Origin of the sequence: Methylobacterium sp. 88A (genome assembly GCF_000376345.1) — a bacterium.
GTDB lineage: Bacteria > Pseudomonadota > Alphaproteobacteria > Rhizobiales > Beijerinckiaceae > Methylobacterium > Methylobacterium bullatum.
This window is the reverse complement of sequence record NZ_AQVT01000001.1, coordinates 2140483-2157698: the sequence shown is the minus strand read 5'-3', so window position 1 is coordinate 2157698 and position 17216 is coordinate 2140483. Positions and strand designations below refer to the sequence as shown.

At 68.6% G+C, this 17216-nt stretch carries 19 protein-coding genes and 1 pseudogene; 8 read left to right on the top strand and 12 right to left on the bottom strand.

Features of this window, described 5'->3' with window-relative positions; translation table 11 throughout:
• Window positions 1-98 precede the first annotated feature (98 nt).
• Window positions 99-374, bottom strand: coding sequence for a hypothetical protein (locus A3OM_RS0110270; RefSeq protein WP_018043671.1), 276 nt, complete (start codon window positions 372-374; stop codon window positions 99-101).
• A 36-nt stretch (window positions 375-410) separates the two neighbouring features.
• Entirely contained in the window at window positions 411-617 is a 207-nt protein-coding gene (locus tag A3OM_RS0110265) for a hypothetical protein (protein WP_018043670.1), read from the bottom strand.
• 285 nt (window positions 618-902) lie between these two features.
• On the opposite strand from A3OM_RS0110265, the gene A3OM_RS0110260 reads away from it, so the two are divergent.
• The gene (locus tag A3OM_RS0110260) at window positions 903-2441 is read left to right on the top strand and encodes an ATP-binding protein (protein WP_018043669.1); all 1539 of its coding nucleotides are present in this window, start codon (window positions 903-905) and stop codon (window positions 2439-2441) included.
• 12 nt (window positions 2442-2453) lie between these two features.
• On the opposite strand, the gene A3OM_RS0110255 is transcribed toward A3OM_RS0110260, so the two are convergent.
• The 8 genes from A3OM_RS0110255 to rutA all read right to left on the bottom strand — a co-directional run bounded on the left by A3OM_RS0110255 (window position 2454) and on the right by rutA (window position 10436).
• Window positions 2454-3764: a solute carrier family 23 protein gene (locus A3OM_RS0110255; protein ID WP_018043668.1), complete on the bottom strand. Its 1311-nt coding sequence runs from the start codon at window positions 3762-3764 to the stop codon at window positions 2454-2456.
• Window positions 3765-3873: 109 nt separating this feature from the next.
• Window positions 3874-5061, bottom strand: a complete 1188-nt coding sequence (locus A3OM_RS0110250) for an O-antigen ligase family protein (RefSeq protein WP_018043667.1) — start codon at window positions 5059-5061, stop codon at window positions 3874-3876.
• A 3-nt stretch (window positions 5062-5064) separates the two neighbouring features.
• Window positions 5065-6273 (bottom strand): glycosyltransferase family 61 protein, encoded by a 1209-nt coding sequence (locus A3OM_RS0110245; RefSeq protein WP_026175910.1) that lies wholly within the window; start codon window positions 6271-6273, stop codon window positions 5065-5067.
• 313 nt (window positions 6274-6586) lie between these two features.
• Window positions 6587-7144: a flavin reductase gene (locus A3OM_RS0110240; RefSeq protein WP_018043666.1), complete on the bottom strand. Its 558-nt coding sequence runs from the start codon at window positions 7142-7144 to the stop codon at window positions 6587-6589.
• 120 nt (window positions 7145-7264) lie between these two features.
• Window positions 7265-8044, bottom strand: a complete 780-nt coding sequence (rutD, locus tag A3OM_RS0110235; RefSeq protein WP_018043665.1) for a pyrimidine utilization protein D — start codon at window positions 8042-8044, stop codon at window positions 7265-7267.
• Entirely contained in the window at window positions 8041-8430 is a 390-nt protein-coding gene (gene rutC, locus A3OM_RS0110230) for a pyrimidine utilization protein C (protein WP_018043664.1), read from the bottom strand. The genes rutD and rutC overlap by 4 nt, the downstream gene beginning before the upstream one ends.
• Before the next feature lie 174 nt (window positions 8431-8604).
• Entirely contained in the window at window positions 8605-9336 is a 732-nt protein-coding gene (gene rutB, locus A3OM_RS0110220) for a pyrimidine utilization protein B (RefSeq protein ID WP_018043662.1), read from the bottom strand.
• Entirely contained in the window at window positions 9336-10436 is a 1101-nt protein-coding gene (rutA, locus tag A3OM_RS0110215) for a pyrimidine utilization protein A (protein ID WP_018043661.1), read from the bottom strand. Before rutA ends, rutB begins: the two co-directional genes overlap by 1 nt.
• Before the next feature lie 354 nt (window positions 10437-10790).
• Here rutA and A3OM_RS0110210 point away from each other — a divergent pair, with 354 nt between their 5' ends.
• Window positions 10791-11150: a cytochrome c family protein gene (locus A3OM_RS0110210; RefSeq protein ID WP_026175908.1), complete on the top strand. Its 360-nt coding sequence runs from the start codon at window positions 10791-10793 to the stop codon at window positions 11148-11150.
• A 73-nt stretch (window positions 11151-11223) separates the two neighbouring features.
• Here the strand turns inward: A3OM_RS0110210 and rutR are convergent, their stop codons facing one another.
• The gene (gene rutR / locus A3OM_RS0110205; RefSeq protein WP_051074395.1) at window positions 11224-11868 is read right to left on the bottom strand and encodes an HTH-type transcriptional regulator RutR; all 645 of its coding nucleotides are present in this window, start codon (window positions 11866-11868) and stop codon (window positions 11224-11226) included.
• 163 nt (window positions 11869-12031) lie between these two features.
• A pseudogene (gene puuE, locus A3OM_RS0110200) lies at window positions 12032-12919 on the bottom strand (allantoinase PuuE); the annotation flags it as partial.
• A gap of 125 nt (window positions 12920-13044) precedes the next feature.
• Here puuE and A3OM_RS0110195 point away from each other — a divergent pair.
• The 6 genes from A3OM_RS0110195 (at window position 13045) to A3OM_RS0110170 (ending at window position 17167) form a co-directional block, all read left to right on the top strand.
• Window positions 13045-13335 (top strand): type II toxin-antitoxin system RelE/ParE family toxin, encoded by a 291-nt coding sequence (locus tag A3OM_RS0110195; RefSeq protein ID WP_026175905.1) that lies wholly within the window; start codon window positions 13045-13047, stop codon window positions 13333-13335.
• Between the two features lie 40 nt (window positions 13336-13375).
• Window positions 13376-13666 carry an addiction module antidote protein gene (locus A3OM_RS0110190; RefSeq protein ID WP_018043656.1) on the top strand — a complete coding sequence of 97 codons (291 nt, stop codon included), beginning with the start codon at window positions 13376-13378 and terminating at the stop codon, window positions 13664-13666.
• Between the two features lie 66 nt (window positions 13667-13732).
• Window positions 13733-14353, top strand: coding sequence for an urease subunit gamma (locus tag A3OM_RS23775; protein ID WP_018043655.1), 621 nt, complete (start codon window positions 13733-13735; stop codon window positions 14351-14353).
• A complete protein-coding gene (locus tag A3OM_RS0110180; protein WP_018043654.1) occupies window positions 14350-14910 on the top strand; it encodes an HD domain-containing protein in 561 nt (186 codons plus the stop codon). The genes A3OM_RS23775 and A3OM_RS0110180 overlap by 4 nt, the downstream gene beginning before the upstream one ends.
• On the top strand, window positions 14910-16637 hold the full coding sequence (gene ureC / locus A3OM_RS0110175) for an urease subunit alpha (RefSeq protein WP_018043653.1): 1728 nt from the start codon (window positions 14910-14912) through the stop codon (window positions 16635-16637). Before A3OM_RS0110180 ends, ureC begins: the two co-directional genes overlap by 1 nt.
• Before the next feature lie 8 nt (window positions 16638-16645).
• Window positions 16646-17167, top strand: coding sequence for an urease accessory protein UreE (locus tag A3OM_RS0110170; RefSeq protein ID WP_026175904.1), 522 nt, complete (start codon window positions 16646-16648; stop codon window positions 17165-17167).
• Window positions 17168-17216: the final 49 nt, after the last annotated feature.

The window sequence follows — 17216 nt, the reverse complement described above, 5'->3', positions numbered from 1 at the left end:
GACGGACAGCGCCCGGAGAGGCGCGGGGGCCGCGGCATCTACCGCCGCACCGGGTTCCGCCGGCGGCCAGACCTGCGTGTGGAAGGGACCCGAGAAGATCACTCTCCCTTGGCATCCTCCACCAGCTGCGCCAGCCCCGCATCCACCTCGGCGCCGAGCATCGCTCGCTCCGCATCGCTGAGGTCGCGGGCCCAGGCCGGGCCTGCGAACCCGGCGGCGCATTTGGCGCGCTCGGCCGCGATATAGGCTTCCGTTTCCTCCGGCTGCCGGCGCATGGCCTCGGCGAAGCCGAACCAAGCCGCCCGCTCCACCACCGCGAGGCGGGCGCGCAGGCGGATCATCACCGCCCGGTCCGGGCTGACGTCGTTACTCATGGGGCTCCGTTCCTGGGGGATTCGCGCCCGGCCGGCTCAGCGCCGCGGCTCGCAGCGGGTCTTCACGTAGGTGTCCGGATTGTTGCCGTGGCCGGCATTGGCCGCCAGGACCGGCCCCTGCATCATGCATTCCTGAAGCGTGTGGGCAGGCCCCGTGATCACGTCGAGGGCCGTCTCGCGGGAGCAGTCGGGGGCCTGGATTGTCGAGGCGCAGACCAGGGCAACGATGAGGACTGGGTTCATGAGACCGGAATCTAGATGCGCGGGGCAGGGCGGCAAGGGCGGCCTGCAGGAAAATGCAGCGCCCATGGTCGATGGAGCGGCCGTGTGCGCGTCCGCAAAGCCTTGAGCGTGGAGTGTCTAGGATGTTCGTCCTTTGCTTAAAAACCTAGGGCAAATAGCCTAGGTCTTTATGTCCAATCGACGAGGCTCGTGCCTGTGGATGCGCCGCCCTCGTGCTCCGCACCCTGGGCCTATCCGTGCTAGGATCGGTCTCGTCGCGGGCGCGATACGGACAGCGGAGCGGGAATGACGGTGGGGATCGAGATGGGTCTGAGCATGGGGCCGGGCGAAGAGCCCGCCCGGCTCGATCTCGAGGAACTCTTGGCCACCCGACTCCTGGTCCAGGGCAATTCCGGCTCCGGCAAGTCGCATCTCCTGCGCCGCCTGCTCGAGCAGAGCGCGGGCTCGGTCCAGCAGGTGATCATCGATCCCGAGGGCGATTTCGTCACCCTGGCCGAGGCCTACGGCCACGTGGTCGTGGACGGCGCCCATGGGGAGGGCGATCTCCAGGCCATCGCGGCGCGGGTGCGCGCCCATCGGGTCTCCGTGGTCCTCACCCTGGAGAGCCTCGACATGGAGGCGCAGATGCGCGCCGCCGCCGCCTTCCTCGGTGGCCTGTTCGAGGCCGAGCGCAGCCATTGGCACCCCGTCCTCGTCGTCGTCGACGAGGCGCAGATCTTCGCGCCCGCTGCCGCCGGCGACGTCTCCGACGAGGCGCGCAAGGCCTCTCTCGGGGCTATGACCAACCTGATGTGCCGTGGCCGCAAGCGCGGGCTCGCCGGCATCATCGCCACGCAGCGCCTCGCCAAGCTCGCCAAGAACGTGGCGGCCGAGGCCACCAACTTCCTGATGGGCCGCACCTTCCTCGACATCGACATGGCGCGCGCCGCCGACCTGCTGGGCCTTGACCGCCGCGGCGCCGAGCGGTTCCGCGATCTGTCTCGCGGCGAGTTCGTGGCCCTCGGCCCGGCGTTGAGCCGCCGGCCGTTGGCCCTGCGCATCGGTCCGGTCTCCACCTCGGCGCGCTCGGGCTCGCCCAAGCTCGTGCCGCTTCCCGCTCCCGCCGACGCGGATCTGCGCGCCCTCATTCTCACCCGCTCGGCCGAGGATGGCCCGGCCTCCTGGGCTCCGGCACCGCGCACTCCGCCGACGCCCCGTGCGAGCCCCGCCGACCTCCTGCGCGAACTCAGCGCCTACCGGCCCGAGCCCGTCGAGGCGCCCGAGCCCTTGAGCGAAGAGGAGCTGCGCGCCGGCCTCGACGAGGTGCTGCGCGGCATCGCCGCCGACCCCGATGCCGGGCGCCAGCCCGTGGCCGTGATCTACCAGGACTTCCTCGTGCGCTGCCGCATGCGCGGGCTCGACGGCGAATCCCTCACCCTCGCCGCCTTCCGCCGCCGCCTCGGCGTGGCGCGGGCCGGGTTCGACGGTGAGGCCTCCCCGGCCGACGGGGACGGGCGCTGGGACGAGGCGCAGGCCGCCGCCGCCAACCTGCCCGACGAGGTCCAGGGCCTGTTCCTGCTCCTCGCCCGCGCGGCCCTGGCCGGAGAGCCCTGCCCCGGCGACGAGGCCTTGGCGCGGGCCATCGGCAGCCGCTCGCCGGGGCGCGCCCGGCGGCTCCTCGCCTATGTGGAGACGCGGGGCACCATCGTCTGCCGCACGGATTTTCGCGGGCTGCGCGTCATCGCCCTGCCCGTCCTCGGCTGCGAGACCGGGCCGGGCGACCCCAAGGCATCCCTGCCGGGAAGCGCCGTGCCGGAGATGCCGGGGCTGTTCGCTGCCGAATAGGCCGCGCCGTCGTCACACCCGCGCGCGTCCGATCCTCGTCATGCCGAGGAGGTGATAGATCAGGATGGCGCCGAATGTGGCGGTGCCGATGCCGCCGAAGGCGAAGGACCCGAATTTCAGGGTGAGGTCGCCCGCGCCCAGCACCACGGCGACGCCGACCGTGAGGAGGTTGCGGGCATTGGCGAAGTCCACCCGGTTCTCCACCCAGATCCGCCCGGCGGTAGCGGCGATCAGCCCGAACACCACCACCGAGAGACCGCCAATCACCGGCACCGGCAGGGTCAGGATCAGCGCCCCGAATTTCGGGCAGAGGCCGAACAGGATCGCGGTGAAGCCGGCTACCACGAAGACCAGGGTCGAGTAGATCCGGGTCATGGCCATGACGCCCATATTCTCCGCATAGGTCGTCACCCCCGTGCCGCCGAGCCCGCCCGACAGCATGGTGGCGAGGCCGTCGCCGAGGAAGGCGCGGGCGATGTAGGGGTCGAGGTTGCGGCTCGTCATCGCGCCGATGGCTTTGATATGGCCGAGATTCTCGGCGATCAGCACCACGAAGACCGGGGCGATGAGGGCGATCGCCTTGGGGTCGAAGACCGGCGCCACGAAGCCCGGCACGCCGATCCAGGGGGCGGCCATGACGGCGGAGAAGTCGATGGGCTTGGCGAGACCGAACCCGTTGGCGAGGAGGAGATAGAGCAGGTAGGCGAGGGCCGCCCCGATCAGGATTGGCAGGCGCCGGGCGAGGCCGGGCGCGTAGATGGTGATGACGCTGACGATGACCACCGTCAGAAGGCCGAACCAGGTGTCGAAGGCGGAGGCCGAGATGATCCGCGTCGCGATCGGCGCGAGGTTGAGGCCGATGGCGGCCACCACCGCGCCGGTCACCACCGGGGGCATCACCCGCTCCACCCAGGCATAGCCGACGAGGCCGATGACGGCGCCCACGAGGCCGTAGAGCAGGCCCGCCGCGACGATGCCGCCGAGCGCCACGGCGATGTTGGGGTTCGGCCCCGCCCCGGCATAGCCCGTGGTTGCGATCACCACCCCGACGAAGGCCGCCGACGAGCCGAGATAGCTCGGCACCCGGCCGCCCGTGGCGAGGAAGAAGATCAGCGTACCGATGCCGGAGAAGAAGATCGCCAGGTTGGGGTCGAACCCCATCAGGATCGGCATCAGCGCGGTGGCGCCGAACATCGCCACCACGTGCTGGAAGCCGAGGAGCAGGGTCTGGCCCGCGGGCAGCCGCTCGTCGGGCATGACGTCCGTGGCCTCCGACGTCGCATCCCTGGCGCGCCAGACGGGGAAATAGGATTCGGCTGCCATGATCGCGTCGTCTCCGGACCGGTGTGGGCGTGTGATGCGGATCGCGTGATGCAAGGAGCGTGGCAGCCGCACCCCATGGAGCGGCGGCGCGACGCTTCGGGACGATGTCCTAATCCAACCCGGTCGCGGCCTCCTCCGACTGCCCCGCCAAGGCGAAGGCGATGGGCAGCCAGAGGAAGAAGAAATGCATGTTCACGAACGAGAACGGGTTGGGAAGGTCCGATCCCATGTAGCCGAAGCTGAAGATCAGCGCGGCGGCGCAGAACGTCGAGAGCCCTCCGTCGACGGTCGCGAGGTGACGGCAATAGACGAAGGTCGTGGCCAGGGCGGCCACCAAGGCCGGGACGCCGAAATACATCGCCGTGCCGAAGAGGCCGTTATGGGCGTGGTTGAAGAGCGAATCGGCAAAGCGGAAGACGGGCGTGAAACCGAGCAGGGGCCTCTGCGAGATATGCTCGAACACCCAGGTCCAGATCTGCTGGCGGCTGGAGGGTCGGCAGAAATTCGACTGGTCGACGCAGAGCATCGCTCTCAGCCAGGGCTCGATCACGATCAGCGCCGTGGTCAGGCTCCAGGCCAGGAGGGCCACCGCGAAGAGGCGCCAACCGTCCGGACGCCACGGCAGCCGCGCCGCCGCCAGGGCGACGACCGTCGCGAGGATGGGACCGCGGCTCTGGGTCATGGCCACGGCCACGACGATCGGCAGCGCGGCCAGGGCGACGAGGGCGATCGTCGCGGGCGTGGCCGGGCGTGACCGGTCGCCGAGGAGGGCGACGATGCCGATCAGGGCGATGCAGAGGCCGCCGGCTCCCGGGATGGAGTTGGACGGCCGGCCCAGCGGCACGAGCCTGTCCGCCAAGGAGAGCCCCCCGCCGAAATGCAGGACGAGCGTCAGGAGGGCGCTGAGGCTGGCCACGGCAAAGAGCGCGCCCAGGATGAAGCGGAGGCCGCAACAGGCGAGCAGGCGCCGTCCCGCCAGGAGGGCGACGGCCAGGAGCGCGAAATTCGCCACCGCATCGCTCGCCGGCCCCAGGGGAATGCCATTGACGAGAAGGCCGAGCACCGTCCAGGCGGCGAAGCCCGCGAGCGCGGCGAGCCCCCATTCCAGGGGGCGCGGCAGGCGTTCGCGCAGGAGGGTCGGATCGCTCACGGCGATGGTGACGAGCCCCGCGATCATCAGCTTGGCCGAGAGGTTCTTGGCGATGAAATAGGCGGAGACCAGCAGCAGGAGGTAGCCGGCCACGCAGAGGGCGTTCCGCACCGCGAGGTCGCGTGCCGAGCTGTCCGGGGTCATCATGTGTCAGGCCCCGGCATGGAGTCTCGGTGCGGGTTCCACGACGCGGAGGATGGCCTCCGCCGTGGCCGCGGGATCGATCGCGAAGGATTGCCGGGCGCCCTCCGGGCCGCCCAGGACCGGCACGTAGCCGGCCCCGCCCTCACTCGCCCAGTGAAGCACGGTGCTCTTGCGGGAGGTCGAGGCCATCAGCTCGACGACGGTGGCGCCGGGCTTGCAGAAGATCGTGTTGGCCAGGGCGGCGCCATGCACGGCGGCCACGACGTCGGCACCCGCTATCGCCGCCATCTGCTCGGCATGGTTGCCCCATCCCGGCTCGAAGATGCGGAAGCCCGCGCGTTCCAGCCGCTCGACCAGCGCGTCCTCGCCCTCCACGACGCGCAGGCGCTGGTTGCGGCGCCGGAGATAGAGCTTCGAGGCCGGCGGCGTGACCGGATGCCCCCGATAGGCCGCGCGGAAGATGGCCCGTGCCGTATCCAGCGCCTGGGGTACGCCGAAGATCCGTTCGATATTGGGGCAATGGCTCCGGGCATAGACATAGCGCTCCGTGACCACATGATCCGTCGCCTTGAGCACGAGTTGCCGGATCGGGTAGCCGAGCGCCTTCAGCCCGTCGAGGAAGGCGGTCACCAGGGGCGGGTGCGAGGCGGTGACGAACACCGTCTCCTCCCGCTTGTCGATGGCACCGACCCGCACGGCCTCGCAGATCGGCATCAGCACGTCGGTGAGGAGATGGCCGAAATGGAAGACGGGTGGGATCGCGAGGCAGCGCTCCGTCAGGACGATCTTGCGCAGGCCGATCGGTGCGGGGTGGCAGAAGGCCCAGCGCGCCTGGCCCCGCTGGCCGAGGGAGATCTGGCGGCCCGTGTCGTAATCGGCGGGGATCACGGTGTGGCCGGGAATCAGGATGCCGCCGATCCCGGCGATCATCGTGCGGGTGGTGTCCCCCGTGCAGGCCGTCTCCAGCCCATTCATCACATCGGCGTTGTGGCGCATCACGATGGCCCGCGCCGCGTCGTAGCCGGGCGCGCAGAGGCGATGTGTCCGGGTCTCGTCGCTGATCACCCGCGCGCGGTCGGCCGGCCAGGCGAAGTCCGGGAAGTAACCCGTGCTCCGCCGCAGGGCGGGATGCCAGCCCAGCAGGGCAGTGCTGAAGGCCGACGCATAGGGTTTTAGATCGAACAGGCGTTCGAGGAAGGTATGGTGCCGAGCCAAGCAGGTCCCCCACGAAATCGCACGCTCGACCCTACGGCACCATTGGTGAAGATCGTTGGAACGACACAACCGAGTCTATGGTCTCGCCCCGCAGCGTAGGGCGGAAAGTGTATTTCGAATGCCCGATGCAAATAGAGAGCTTGGCACGCCCGGTCGAACCCGGTTCTCCGGGCCGATGCCGTGGCGCATGACAAGTCCGACGTCGTTCAATGGCTATGCGGTAAGCAGCCCCGGTGGATAAATCAACATCCTCCCGCCCATCGAACTTGCGCGATCAACGGCCTGATGGGCCGCATGGTTCGGATGCGCGGCGTCAGAGCGCCCCCAGCAGGCCGTCCGTCTTGCGGGCGGGCGCGGGTGACGCCGGCGATGACACGGGCAAGGTGTGGTAGCGCCGGCCGGCATAGACGAGGCCCTGTCCGCCGCCGGGCTCCGAGAGATCCACCACCTCGCAGAAGAGCACGTCGTGGCTGCCGACGGCGTGGCGCGCGACGATGCGGCAATCGAAGGCGGCGAGCGCCCCCTCCAGCACCGGCGCCCCGGTGGCGAGTTCGCCCCACGCCGCCGCGGCGAAGCGCTCGTCCATGGGGGTGCGACCGCCGAACGCACCCGCGATACCGGCCTGCTCGCCCGACAGGGTATTCACGCACAGGACCGCGTTGGCGTTCACCGCCGCGTAGGCCGAGGAGGTGCGGTTGATGCAGACCAGGAGGGTCGGCGGCGCGTCGCTGACGCTGCAGACGGAGGAGGCGGTGAAGCCCGCCCGTCCTCCGGGGCCATCGCTGGTGACGAGATGGACCGAGCTGGCCAGATGCGACATCGCCTCGCGGAAGGCGCCGGGTTCGACCGTGGGCATCGTCGTGTCGCTCATGGCCGGGGGCTTTCCTCTCAGCGGGTTCAGCAAAAGTGGTCACCGGTTTTGCGCCTCAAAACCTGCGACACTTCAGAGGCCTGAGCGAGGTGACGCGTTGGCTTGCCAATGCGAACCTGCTCAGGGTCGGTCGAGAAAGGCGAGGAGGGCGCGGTTGAACGCCTCCGCCTGCGTCACGCTATGGGCGTGGCCGCCGCCCTTGGCCAGATCCAGCCTGGCGTCGGGCAGGCCCGACGCGAGCCGCTCCGAGCACAGATAGGGCACCAGCACGTCGTCTTCCGCCGCCATCACCAGGGTTTCGTGCGGGATGTCGGCGAGACGATCGCTGAGATCGAAGGCCTCGAGTGCCGCGATCCGCCGAAACGTGTTCTCAGGCCCGGGGAAATGCGCCAGGGCATGGGCCTCGTCCGCCGCCACCCGCCCGGCGTTGAGGGACAGCCAGGGCGCCGGGTAGAGGAAGATGGCCTGCGCGGCCACATAGGCGTCCGGTCCGGCATGGGTCAGGAGCGCCTTGCGGGCGGCAAAGCAGCGCTTCGTTGCCGGATCGGCCCTGTCCCAGCCGTTGACGACCACGAGGCGCCCGACCCGGTCGGGATGGGTGCGCGCGAGTTCGAGGCCGGTCAGGCCGCCCAGCGCATGGCCGACGATGTCGGCGCTGGCGATGCCGAGATCGTCCAGCACCCGGAGCGCGTCGCGGGCCATCGCCGCGATGTCGTGGCCCTCCTCCAGGGCATCGGGCGAGCGCCCGGTGCCGCGATGGTCGTAGCCGACCACCCGGAAGCGCTCGGCCAGAGCCGGGATCTGCGGCGCGAAATAGCCGCAGGAGCCGCCGAGACCCGGCGAGAGCAGGATGGTGCGCGCTCCGGCCCCGTGGATCTCGTGGTGGATGGCTGCGCTCACGGCTTGCCCACATGCGCGATCGTGGCGATCTCCACCAGGGCGTCGGGCTTCACCAAGCCGCACTGGATGCAGTAGCGCGCCGGCTTCTCGCCGGGGAAGTAGCTGGCATAGACCGCGTTGATCGCGGCGTAATCGGCCCAGTCCTTCAGGAAGATGTGGTTGAAGGTGACGTCGTCCATGGTACCGCCCGCCGCCGTGACGACGCCCTTGATCGTCTCCAGCACGTGGCGGGTCTGGGCGCCGGCATCGCCCACATGGACGACGTTGGCGTCGGCATCCAGCGGCAGGGTGCCGGAGACGTAGAGCACGCCGTCGGCGAGGGTGCCCGGCACGTAGGGGGCCAACGGCTTGCCGGTGCCGGGGGGAATGATCACGGTCTTGGGCATGGTTCGCAGTACTCCCGTTCGATCGTCGAAATGGCCGTCTTCGTTGCCTGTGTTGCCTGTGTCGTCTTGCCCGCCCGTGACCTCATCCTGAGGTGCCGCAGCGTAGCGGAGGCCTCCTTCGAGGCCCGCTGACGCGGGCACCTCAGGATGAGGTCGAGGGCGGGAGGGAGGATGTCACTCCGCCACCACGGCGTCCCGCTCAGCCAGCGCCGCTTTGAAACTCGCCACGTCCGAGACCCAGCCGAAGAAGGTCTCGATATTGGCGAGCGCGGCCGCCTGCAGGCTGTCCGGCCCCGCCTGATGCGTCGCGTCGGCGAGGACGACGCCGAAATATTCGAGGAAGAACCCGTCGCGCAGGGTCGATTCCACGCAGACGTTGGTGGCGATGCCGGTGAAGACCAGGGTGCGGATGCCGGCCGAGCGCAGAAGGCTGTCGAGCTGGGTGTTGTAGAAGCCGCTGTAGCGCGGTTTGGGCAGCACGATGTCGCCGGGCTCGGGCTTCAGCGCATCCACCAGGGCGTAGTCCCAGGTGCCCTTGGCCAGCAGCCGCTCGTTCATGTCGGGGCGGCTGCGCATGGTCTTGAGGGCGTTCGACTTGTGCCAGTTCGGTGAGCCCGGCCCTCCGGCCTCGACATAGTCCGGGTCCCAGCCGTTCTGGAACCAGACGATCCTGATTCCGGCCTTGCGGGCGGCGGCGACGGCCGTCGCGATCCGTCCGATCACCGGCCCGGTCGCCGAGACGTCGAACCCGGCGAGATCGAGGTATCCGCCCTTCGTCGCGTAGGCGTTCTGCATGTCGACGACGATGAGAGCCGTGGCCTCGGCATCGAAGGCGATGGGTTCCGGCCGCGCGGGAAGGGTGATGCCGCCATGGCGCCCGGCCGGGTCGTGATAGCCGGCGACCATCACGCCACCTTCGCCATCGGCACCGCATCGGCGGTGACATGCGCCCGCGAGCGCATCAGCGGCTGGATGCGGGTGCCGTAGGCGTCGAGGCCTTCGAGGAAATCGTCGAACACCAGGAGCACGCCTTCGGTGCCGGGCACGGTGGCGACCTCGTCGAGCATCCGCGCCACCTCCGCGTAGGAGCCGACGAGGGTGCCCATGTTGATGTTCACCGCCGAGGTCGGGTCGGCCATCTGCCGCACGTTGGTGTCCGAGCCGGATTTGGTGTCGGCCGCCCCCTGGACCCCGAGCCAGGCGATGGCCTCGGCATCGGCCCCCGCCTTGTAATGCTCCCAGGTGGCGCGGGCCTCCTCGTCGGTCTCGGCGGCGATGATCATGAACAGCACGTAGGACGACACGTCCCGGCCCGTCTCGGCCTTGGCGAGTTCCAGCCGTTCCACCGTGGGGGCGAAGGCTTTGGGCGTGTTCACGCCCTTGCCGAAGCAGAAATTGTAGTCGGCATATTTCGCCGTGAACGCCATGCCGGCGGCCGATTGGCCGGCGCAGATGATCTTCATCTCCGCCTGAGGCCGGGGCGAGAGCCGGCAATCGTCCATCTGGAAGAACTCGCCCTTGAGGTCGCAGGACCCCGTCTCCCACAAATCGCGCAGCACCTGGGCGTATTCGGAGAGGTATTCGTAGCGCCGCGAAAAGTACTCGTCGCCGGGCCACAGGCCCATCTGCGAGTATTCCGGCCGCTGCCATCCGGTGACGAGGTTGAGGCCGAAGCGGCCGCCGGAAATGGAATCGATGGTGGAGGCCATCCGCGCGGTGATGGCGGGGGGCATGCACAGGGTGGCCGCGGTGGCGAAGAGCTTGATCCGGCTCGTCACCGCGGCGAGGCCCGCCATCAGCGTGAAGGATTCGAGGTTGTGGTCCCAGAACTCGGTCTTGCCGCCGAAGCCCCGCAGCTTGATCATCGACAGGGCGAAATCGAACCCGTAACCCTCGGCCTTCAGCACCACCTGCTTGTTGAGCTCGAAGCTCGGTCTGTATTGCGGCGCGTTCTCCGACAGGAGCCAGCCATTGTTGCCGATGGGAATGAAGACGCCGACATTCATGACCGCCTCGCTATTCTGGCGGAGATTGGACGATGGGATCCAATCCCGGTCAAGGTTGCGAACGGAAGAGTGTCCTGTTCGTCCCGTTCGATGATGAACGGTAGCTGTTTGGACCATATGGTCAAACTCGAAATCGGCCTTTTCGGCCGTTTGCTCAAACTCTCTTCGATCTGCCCGGCGGGAAGGCGGTTTCTGCTGAAACGGCGGGGGGGCCCGAGCGGGTTCGCGTCGGCGGCCCGGTTCATCCCCCCGCCGTGACACGTTCTCGTGAGGTCTCACTCGCGGACATTGCCTTCGCGGAGGGCGCGGTCAGTTTTCTGGAGGTATTCAAAACAACCACGGAGAGGAAACCCCATGCGGTACCCGATGCTCGGTGCTCTCGTCGCGATGCTGCTTCCGATGGCGGCCCATGCCGAAGGCGATGCGGCCGCCGGCGAGAAGGCGTTCGCGCCCTGCAAGGCCTGCCATGCCTTCGGCAAGAACGGTGTCGGCCCGGATCTGACCGGGGTCGTCGGGCGCAAGGCGGCCTCCCTCGACGGGTATTCCTACTCGGCCCCGCTCAAGGCGTCGGGCCTCACCTGGGACGAGGCGAACCTGCACGAATGGCTGAAGAACCCGAAGGCCAAGGTGCCGGGGACGAAGATGGTGTTCGCCGGCTATCCCGACGACAAGAAGATCGACGACGTGATCGCGTATCTCGCCTCGAAAAAGTAGGTTTTTCGGGGATCTCGCCGCCGATGGGGCCCGCTTCCCGAGCGGGTCCCGGGACGCGAAACCTGCCGAGTGCCTATCGCAGGCCGAGCCCGGTGAGGATCAGGGCCTGCGTACTCGCCACGGTGCTCTCGAAGAAGTCGGATTCGTCGAGGCTCCGGCCCGTGACCGCATCCACCTGGACCGCGAAATCGGCGTAGTGCTGGGTGATCGCCCAGATCGAGAAGATCAGGTGGTGGGGGTCGTGGGCACCGATGCGGCCCTGGTCGATCCATCCGCGCAGGATCGCCGCCTTGCTCTCCACCAGCCCGCGTAGGGGGCCTTCGAGTTCGGCCCGCAGGAGCGGCGCGCCCTGGACGATCTCCAGGCAGAACAGCCGCGAGGCCTGCGGCGCGTCCCGCGACAGGGTGAGCTTGGCGCGGATATAAGCCCGGATCGCCTCGGCCGGATCGCTGTCGGCGTCGAGTTCCTGCAGTGGGTCGAGCCAGACGTCGAGGACGCGTCGGAGCACCGCCAGATACAGGTCCTCCTTCGAGGGGAAGTAATAGAGCAGGTTCGCCTTCGACAGCCCGGCCCGCTCGGCGAGCCGGTCCAGGCTCGCTCCGTGCAGGCCGAGCCCCGAAAAGATCTCGAGCCCCGCATCGAGGATGGCCTCGCGCCGCGCCTCGCCGTCCTTGCGGCGGCGGCGGGCGGGGGGCTTGTCTGCGAGGCTCGTTCTCACGTCGATCTTTCCCTCCCGCTGCCACAAACCGGACGACCGCGCGGCGGCGGGCGTCCGCCGAGCGCGCCGAGGACGATCATCGGTCGGGATCGGCGCCGCTCGGGATGAGATCGAGAACCACGACGAACCCTACCGTCGAGGTCGGGTTCTATGCCCCCGCCGGGTGATGGTCGATCCAGTGCCGGGCGATGTCGATCCGTCGTGCCACCCAGACGTCCTCATGGGCGGCGATATGGTCGAGGAAGCGGGCCAGCGCCCCGATCCGGCCCGGCCGTCCGACGAGGCGGCAATGCAGCCCCACCGACATCATCTTCGGCGCGCTCTCGCCCTCCGCGTAGAGCGCATCGAACGTGTCGCGCAGGTAGGTGAAGAAGTGGTCGCCGGTGTTGAACCCCTGCAGCGCGACGCAGCGCATGTCGTTGGCGTCCAGGGTGTAGGGCACCACGAGGCCCCGCCCGCTCGGTTCCTCGATCCAGTAGGGCAGGTCGTCGGCGTAGGAATCGGCGAGCCAGGTGAAGCCGGCCTCCACGCCGAGATCGAGGGTGTGGACCGAGGAGCGGCCCGTGTACCAGCCCAGCGGCCGCTCGCCGGTGATCTCCGTGTGGATGCGGATCGCCTCGTCCATATGCGCCTTCTCCTCCTCGCGGGTGAAGTCGCGGTAGTCGATCCATTTCAGGCCGTGGCAGGCGATCTCCCAATCGGCCTCCTTCATGGCCGCGGCGATGTCGGGATGGCGGGCCAGCGCCGTGGCGACGCTGAACACGGTGACGGGAATGTTCCGCGCCTGGAGCAGCCGCCAGATCCGCCAGAAGCCCGCACGCGAGCCGTATTCGAACATCGATTCCATGTTCATGTGCCGCTGGCCCGGCCACGCCTGGGCGCCGACGATCTCCGACAGGAACGCCTCCGAGGCAGCATCGCCATGCAGGATGCAGTTCTCGCCGCCTTCCTCGTAGTTGAGCACGATCTGCACCGCGATCCGCGCGCCGTTCGGCCAGCGCGGATGGGGCGGGTTGCGGCCGTAGCCGACGAGGTCGCGGGGATAGGTCACGGGGCCTGCCGTTCGGATGGACATATGGACGTTCGACGCACAGTCCTGCCACGACCTGTCCCCTCGATCCAGATCGCGCCTGCTCCATCGATTGTAGAAACGTAGTCCATGAGCTACATTCCTGAATCATGGACATGCGCCGCACCGACGTGTTCGACGGCTGGCTGAGGGGCCTTCGCGACACCCGCGTAACGGCACGGATCGCGCTGCGCCTCGACCGTCTCGCCCATGGCAATCCTGGCGATGTAAGGCCCGTCGGAGAGGGCGTGAGCGAACTGAGAATTGATTATGGGCCCGGCTACCGGATCTATTTCGTTCGTCGGGGCGAGGCTCTCGTCATTCTCCTGTGCGGCGGTGACAAAGGAAGCCAGGATCGCGACATCGCTCGGGCCAAGGCGATCGCGCGGACCGTGTGAGGTGAGACTCCTAAAGCGAGAACTCCGCAAGGAATGAGCGATGACCACGACCCAGCCCTATGATTCTGCCGACTATCTCGACACCGATGAAGCGGTGGCCGAGTATCTGGCCGCTGCGTTCGAGGAGGGAGACGCCGCTCTCCTGCGACATGCGCTCGGCGTCGCCGCGCGCGCTCATGGCATGACCCAGATCGCCAGAGAGACGGGTCTCTCCCGCGAGAGCCTGTACCGAGCCCTGTCCGACGAGGGCAATCCGAGCCTCGATACGACCATACGCGTCCTGAAAGCCCTCAACCTGCGCTTGACGACGACGGTGGTCCCGGCTCCCTAGGAACGGCCCGCGCACGGTCCTTGCCTGCGCGTCACCGCACCCCGCGACCAACACCCGAGGTTTCCCGTGCTCCTGACCCCGCGCGAAAAGGACAAGCTCCTCGTCGCCATGGCCGCCCAGGTCGCCCGCAACCGGCTCGCCCGCGGCGTCAAGCTGAACTATCCCGAAGCGATCGCGCTCATCACCGATGCGGTGGTGGAGGGCGCGCGGGACGGCCGCTCGGTCTCCGAACTGATGCAGGCGGGCGCCCATGTGCTGACCGCCGACCAGGTGATGGAGGGCATCGCCGAGATGATCCACGACATCCAGGTGGAGGCGACGTTCCCGGACGGCACCAAGCTCGTCACCGTCCACCATCCGATCCGTGGCGCGCCCTCATCGGATGTGCCCGGCACGGTGACGACGCTTCCCGGCGAGATCGTCTTCAACGACGGCGCTCCGCGCACCCTGCTCACCGTGTCCAATGTCGGCGACCGGCCGATCCAGGTCGGCTCGCATTACCATTTCTACGAGGTGAATCCGGGCCTGACCTTCGAGCGCGAGAAGGCGAGGGGCCAGCGCCTCGACATCGCGCCGGGCACGGCGGTGCGGTTCGAGCCGGGCGCCACGCGGGAGGTCTCGCTGGTGCCGCTGCTCGGCGCGCGGACGGTCTACGGGTTCCGCGGCGGCGTGATGGGGTCCCTATGACCGACGAGACGTCCCGTCTGCGCGACGGCATCCTCCTCGTCACCCGTTCCGCCGAGTTCGCCGCACGGCGTCACGTGGGACAGACCCGGAAGGGCGCGGCGCGCGAGCCTTACGTGAACCACCTCGCCGAGGTGGCCTCGCTCCTGGCCGCGACCGCCGAGGAGCCCGACGCGCATCTCGTGGCGGCGGGCTGGCTCCACGATACGGTGGAGGATACCGGGACGAGCCGCGAGGAGATCGAGCAATTGTTCGGTCGGCGTGTCGCCGAACTCGTGGCCGAGGTCACCGACGACAAATCGCTCCCCAAGGCCGAGCGCAAGCGTCTCCAGGTCGAGCAGGCGCCGCACAAGTCGCCCGGCGCCCGCGCCCTCAAGATCGCGGACAAGATCAGCAACCTGCATTCGCTCGTGGCGAGCCCCCCGGACGATTGGGGCGCGGAGCGCGTGGCGAACTACATCGATTGGGCGAAAGAGGTCGTCGCCGGCTGTCGCGGCGTCAACGCGGCTCTGGACGCTCTTTTCGACCGCGCCGTCGCAGAGGCACGAGAGGCCGCCTGATGTCCAACACACCCCGCCCCGCGAGCCTGCCCCGCTCTGCCTATGCCGACATGTTCGGCCCCACCACGGGCGATAAAATCCGTCTCGCCGACACCTCCCTCGTCATCGAGGTGGAGCGCGACCACACCACCTATGGCGAGGAGGTGAAGTTCGGCGGCGGCAAGGTCATCCGCGACGGGATGGGGCAGTCGCAGGTGACGAATGCCGATGGCGCGGTGGACACCGTCATCACCAACGCCGTGGTCCTCGACCATTGGGGCGTGGTGAAATGCGATGTCGGCATCGTGAAGGGCCGCATCTTCAAGCTCGGCAAGGCCGGCAACCCGGACATCCAGCCGGGCGTCGACATCATCGTCGGCCCCGGCACCGAAGTGATCGCCGGCGAAGGCAAGATCCTCACGGCCGGCGGGTTCGACAGCCACATCCACTACATCTGCCCGCAGCAGATCGAGGAGGCTCTGTGCTCGGGCGTCACCACCATGCTCGGCGGCGGCACCGGCCCGGCGCACGGCACTTTCGCCACCACTTGCACCCCCGGCCCCTGGCATCTCGCCCGGATGATCGAGGCAGCGGACAGTTTCCCGATGAACCTCGCCTTCGCCGGCAAGGGCAACGCCTCGCGGCCCGAGAGCCTCATCGAGATGGTCCGCGCCGGGGCCTGCGCCCTGAAGCTCCACGAGGATTGGGGCACGACGCCCCAGGCCATCGACACCTGCCTCACGGTGGCCGACCTGCATGACGTGCAGGTGATGATCCATTCCGACACGCTCAACGAATCCGGCTTCGTCGAGGACACGATCCGCGCCTTCGCGGGGCGGACCATCCATGCCTTCCACACCGAAGGAGCGGGGGGCGGACACGCGCCGGACATCATGAAGGTGGCGGGGCTGATGAACGTGCTCCCGTCCTCCACCAACCCGACGCGCCCGTATACGAAAAACACCATCGACGAGCATCTCGACATGCTCATGGTCTGCCACCACCTCGATCCGGCGATTCCCGAGGATCTCGCTTTCGCCGAAAGCCGCATCCGCAAGGAGACCATCGCGGCCGAGGACATCCTGCACGATATCGGCGCGCTCTCGATGATGTCGTCGGACAGCCAGGCCATGGGCCGGGTCGGCGAGGTCGTCATCCGGACCTGGCAGACGGCGGACAAGATGAAGCGCCAGCGCGGGAGCCTGCCGGGCGACACCTCCGGCAACGACAACCTGCGCGCCCGCCGCTACATCGCGAAATACACGATCAATCCGGCCATCGCGCATGGCGTCTCGGCCCATGTCGGTTCGGTGGAGGCCGGCAAGCTCGCCGATCTCGTGCTGTGGACGCCGGCCTTCTTCGGGGTGAAGCCGGACCTCGTGATCAAGGGCGGCATGATCGCCACCGCTCCCATGGGCGACCCCAATGCCTCGATCCCGACGCCCCAGCCGGTGCATTACCGCCCGATGTTCGGGGCGATCGGGCGGTCGCCGTTCTCCACAGCGCTCACCTTCGTCTCGAAGGCCGCCATCGAGGACGGGCTCGGCGAGAGGCTCGGGGTGCAGAAGCGGCTCGTCGCCGTGGAGAACGTGCGCGGCGGCATCTCGAAGAAGAGCATGATCCTCAACGACGCCACGCCGACCATCGAGATCGACGCGGAGACCTACGACGTGCGCGCCGATGGTGAGCTCCTGGTCTGCGAGCCGGCCGAGGTGCTGCCGATGGCGCAGCGGTATTTCCTGTTTTGAGCTCTTCCCTGATCCGCGCCACGAAAGTGATCCGCCGAGACGCGCTCTCCGGCGAGATCGTCGACCGCATCGTCCTCGACCATGGCGACCGGCATCGCCGCCGCATGGCCATGCGCGGGGTCGGCGGCCTGTCATTCCTGCTCGACCTGCCCGAGCCGACGGTCCTCGACGACGGCGACGCCCTGGTGCTGCAGGATGGCCGCCTGGTCTGGGTCGAGGCCGCGCCCGAGCGCCTGCTCGAGATCCGCGCCGCGGACGATCTCGCCCTCAAGCGCCTGATCTGGCATATCGGCAACCGGCACATCCCGGCCGAGATCGGCACGGACGCGGTCCATATCGCCTACGACCATGTGCTGGCCGAGATGGTGCGGGGCTTAGGGGGGACGGCCGAGCCGGTGGAGCGTCCGTTCCGGCCCGAGGGCGGCGCCTATGCCGGCGAGGCCGCCGGGCACCACCACGGCCATGGCCATGCCCACGATCATGGGCACGACCACCCTCATCCGCACAGCCACGGCACGGTGTCCGGTTGAGCCTCGTCCTATGCCCCCATCCTCTGCCGGTTCGGGCTTCCAGGGAAGG